General features: G+C 62.3%; 5 protein-coding genes. All 5 read right to left on the bottom strand.

The window, feature by feature from the left end; all coding sequences use genetic code 11:
• Positions 1 to 70 precede the first annotated feature (70 nt).
• Positions 71 to 970, bottom strand: coding sequence for a hypothetical protein (locus EN935_RS28725; protein ID WP_127265417.1), 900 nt, complete (start codon positions 968 to 970; stop codon positions 71 to 73).
• 115 nt (positions 971 to 1,085) lie between these two features.
• Complete coding sequence (locus tag EN935_RS28730) at positions 1,086 to 1,439, bottom strand: nitrile hydratase accessory protein (RefSeq protein WP_127265418.1); 354 nt, start codon at positions 1,437 to 1,439, stop codon at positions 1,086 to 1,088.
• The gene (gene nthB / locus EN935_RS28735; protein ID WP_126069490.1) at positions 1,426 to 2,085 is read right to left on the bottom strand and encodes a nitrile hydratase subunit beta; all 660 of its coding nucleotides are present in this window, start codon (positions 2,083 to 2,085) and stop codon (positions 1,426 to 1,428) included. The genes EN935_RS28730 and nthB overlap by 14 nt, the downstream gene beginning before the upstream one ends.
• Positions 2,082 to 2,687: a nitrile hydratase subunit alpha gene (nthA, locus tag EN935_RS28740; RefSeq protein WP_127265419.1), complete on the bottom strand. Its 606-nt coding sequence runs from the start codon at positions 2,685 to 2,687 to the stop codon at positions 2,082 to 2,084. The genes nthB and nthA overlap by 4 nt, the downstream gene beginning before the upstream one ends.
• 77 nt (positions 2,688 to 2,764) lie before the next feature.
• On the bottom strand, positions 2,765 to 3,112 hold a 348-nt coding region (locus EN935_RS28745; RefSeq protein WP_206534593.1), incomplete at its 5' end, for an efflux RND transporter permease subunit.

The raw sequence follows: 3,112 nt of genomic DNA on the forward strand, positions 1-3,112 counted from the left end.
GTCAAAAACAAGAACGTAAAGGGAACAGATCCCTTCTTTCGGTCCGAAATCTGGCCTCGGTGAAAAACTGTCAGCCGTAGGCAGCCACTGCGGGCGGCGGTTCGTCGTCTGGAAACGGCCCCGGAACGGGGGCGTATCCGAAATAGCGGACACTCAAACGCGCCTGCCCTTTCGAAAGCAACCGCAGCGTATCCTCCAGCTTGAACATGTTGGTAAGCGGCACCAACGCGTCGATCTTGATGTCGGTCCCCAGGCCTTCCTGACCCTGAATTCTGCCGCGACGGCCCTTCAAATCGCTGACTATGCCGCGGACAGAATATTCCGGCGTGACCACCTCGACCTCCGTGATCGGCTCGAGCAGTTGCACGCCAAGCCTGGGCGCGGCTTCCCTGAAACAGGCACGACCGGCGATCTCGAAGGCCAAAGCCGAGGAGTCGGTTTGATGAAAGGCGCCATCGACCAACGTCGCCTTCAACCCGATCATCGGAGAACCGGCAAAGGGGCCGGAGACCAGGGCACTGCGCACTCCTTTTTCGACGCCGACGGCATGCTCATCGCGAACCGCGCCATTGGGAATCCGCGACACAAACACGAACTCCGGATCGTGCCCATTCGGCTCGAACAGCAGCTTCACGCGGGCAAACTGACCCATCCCATGTGACTGCTTCTTGTGCGTGTAATCCTGTTCGTGCTTGCGGGTGATCGTCTCGCGATAGGCCACATCCGGAGCACTGATATTCAGGGCGACCTCGAACTCGTTGACCAAGCGATGGATGATAAGATCAAGCTGAAGCTCGGCGTTGCCGGAGACAGTTGTTTGCCCAGCTTCCTCGTCCCATGTGAAGCGGAAGCCGAGATCCTCATCCGCAAGGCTCGACAAGGCGATGCGCAGCTTTTCTTCATCGGCCTCCGACTTCGGCTCGATCGCAATTTCCAGTAAAGGCCAGGGCGCTGAAGCGATTTCCATCATGGCAATAATGTCGCCTGAAGCGTCAATATTTACAACCGGACGGGCAGCGAAATCCAGAGCAGCATAAAGGAAGTCTAGATTGGCCGAATGATGCCGTTTAGGCCGTACCTTATTGTCAGGGCCCCGGATCGTTCTCTAGCAAGATCGGCTTGCCGTGCGGGGTCGCATGCGCGGCGCGTTCCCAGGCGGCGGCGATCGTGTCGACATCGCTTTTGCCCGCGACACCCTTGGCGGCCAGCAGGCTTTCCAGCGCCGCCAGCCAATGTTCGTAATAGTCGTGGCCGTCGGCAGCAGCACCGGGCTTCTTCACTTCGCTCGACAGCGCCTGCGCCCACTCACTCCACGAGAACAGACCCTTGTCGTGCAGCGCCACCGTCATGGCGAAGGCTTCGGCCTGCCATGGCTCGGCAAACACCGGGGCATCGATGCCCGGTGGCAGCTCGGCCATATCCGTGTCACGCCGGCTCAAGATAGCTCTCCCAGGCGTCGATCGACACAACAAGCGTCGGATCGGCCCCCTCGCCCCAGATTTCCGATCCTTCGAAAACCACCGTGTAAACCCATTGCGGGTTTTCGCCGTCCCCATGCGCATTGCTGTCCGGGAAGACAAAGCCATCGCGCACAGCTTCGATCGTTCCATGCTTGCCGCGTGCGTAGCGCGGCAGCCGCGTGTGGCCGGTTGGGTTGAAGTTCTTGGTCCGCACGGGATCTCCGGCTTTGAACCGCGCCGGCGTCGCAACCGGCCGGTCGCAAGGCCCGCCCTTGGCCAGCACGGCCGGCACGTTTTCGGCCTTCAGCACCCTTTTCGGCGCCGCTGCCGGATCGACGGGCTTGCCGGCAGCGAGATCCCGCTCGCTGACGAAGCCGTGGCGCTTCAGCAATACCTCCAGCGCCTTGATCCAGATCTCGTAGTAGCTGGAGGTATAATAATCGGCGGGATGCAGCGATTCCCGCGCGTGCCGGCTCTCGTCGATGTTCCACGCGCCCATGGCGCCGGCAGTCAGCGTCACACCGAGCGCCCGCCTTTCCCATGCGGTGTGGAAATAGGGTTCGTCCTTTTCGGGCGCGACCGGGCCGAATCCCATCTGCCCGCCAAGATCCTGCGGCCCATTCATGCCGGCTGTCTCGCCAGGCCGGTGCCGATCATCGCGTCGCGGCTCACCAGCTCCGCCAGCTGTTCCTCGCTCCAGCCCTCGGTACCCTCGGGCCGCATCGGCACGACGAGATAGCGCAGTTCGGCAGTGGAATCCCAGACGCGGATCTTCTTGTCCGCCGGCAGCGTCAGCCCGAACTCTTCCAGCACCCCATGCGGATCGATCACGGCGCGCGAACGATAGGGCGGCGCCTTGTACCAGACCGGCGGCAGGCCGAGCACCGACCACGGATAGCAGGAGCACAGCGTGCAGACGACGAGATTGTGCGTGTCCTCGGTGTTGAAGACAGCCTGCATGTGCTCGCCTTGCCGGCCAGTGTAGCTTAGCGATGCGATCGCCGCCGTCGCGTCGCGCTTCAGCCAGTCGGCATAGGCTGGATCGCTCCAGGCTTTCGCCACCACCCTGGCGCCGTTGCGCGGGCCGATTTTCGTCTCGTAGGTATCGACGATGACGTCGATCGCGGCCGGATCGATCAGCCCCTTCTGGGTGAGGATGGTTTCCAGTGCACGCACGCGGGCGGCAAACGGATCGAGTTCGTTGTCGTGGTCATGATCGTGTGACATGGCCGCAAAATACGGTCCCGATCATGCCGCTGCAAGCACGACGGCTTGGTCCAACGCCCGCCTTCAGGCGGCCTGCATTATTCGGCGGCCGCCCGCTGCGGTTCGGACAGCGCTTCTTCCCTGGCCTTGAACAACGAGAGCTGGTCGACATTTTCGACCGGGTCCGGCTCGCCCTTGCGCTTCGACCAAAGCCCGACCAGCCAGCCCGAGAAATTCTCCATGTAGACGTAGATCACCGGTGTCACGAACAAGGTCAACGCCTGCGAAGCCAGCAGGCCGCCGACAACGGCAACGCCCAACGGCTGGCGCAGCTCGGCGCTGGCGCCGGTGCCGAGCGCAATCGGAAACGTGCCCATCAGTGCCGCCAGCGTCGTCATCATGATCGGCCTGAAACGCATCAGGCACGCCTTGTGGATGGACTCCTT

Source organism: Mesorhizobium sp. M7D.F.Ca.US.004.03.1.1 (genome assembly GCF_003998635.1).
Taxonomy (GTDB): Bacteria; Pseudomonadota; Alphaproteobacteria; order Rhizobiales; family Rhizobiaceae; genus Mesorhizobium; species Mesorhizobium loti.

Bases quoted from the DNA above. Each gene is read 5' to 3' on its own strand.
- EN935_RS28725 (WP_127265417.1), bottom strand. From the start codon at position 970: ATGATGGAAATCGCTTCAGCGCCCTGGCCTTTACTGGAAATTGCGATC.
- nthB (WP_126069490.1), bottom strand. From the start codon at position 2,085: ATGAATGGGCCGCAGGATCTTGGCGGGCAGATGGGATTCGGCCCGGTC.
- nthA (WP_127265419.1), bottom strand. From the start codon at position 2,687: ATGTCACACGATCATGACCACGACAACGAACTCGATCCGTTTGCCGCC.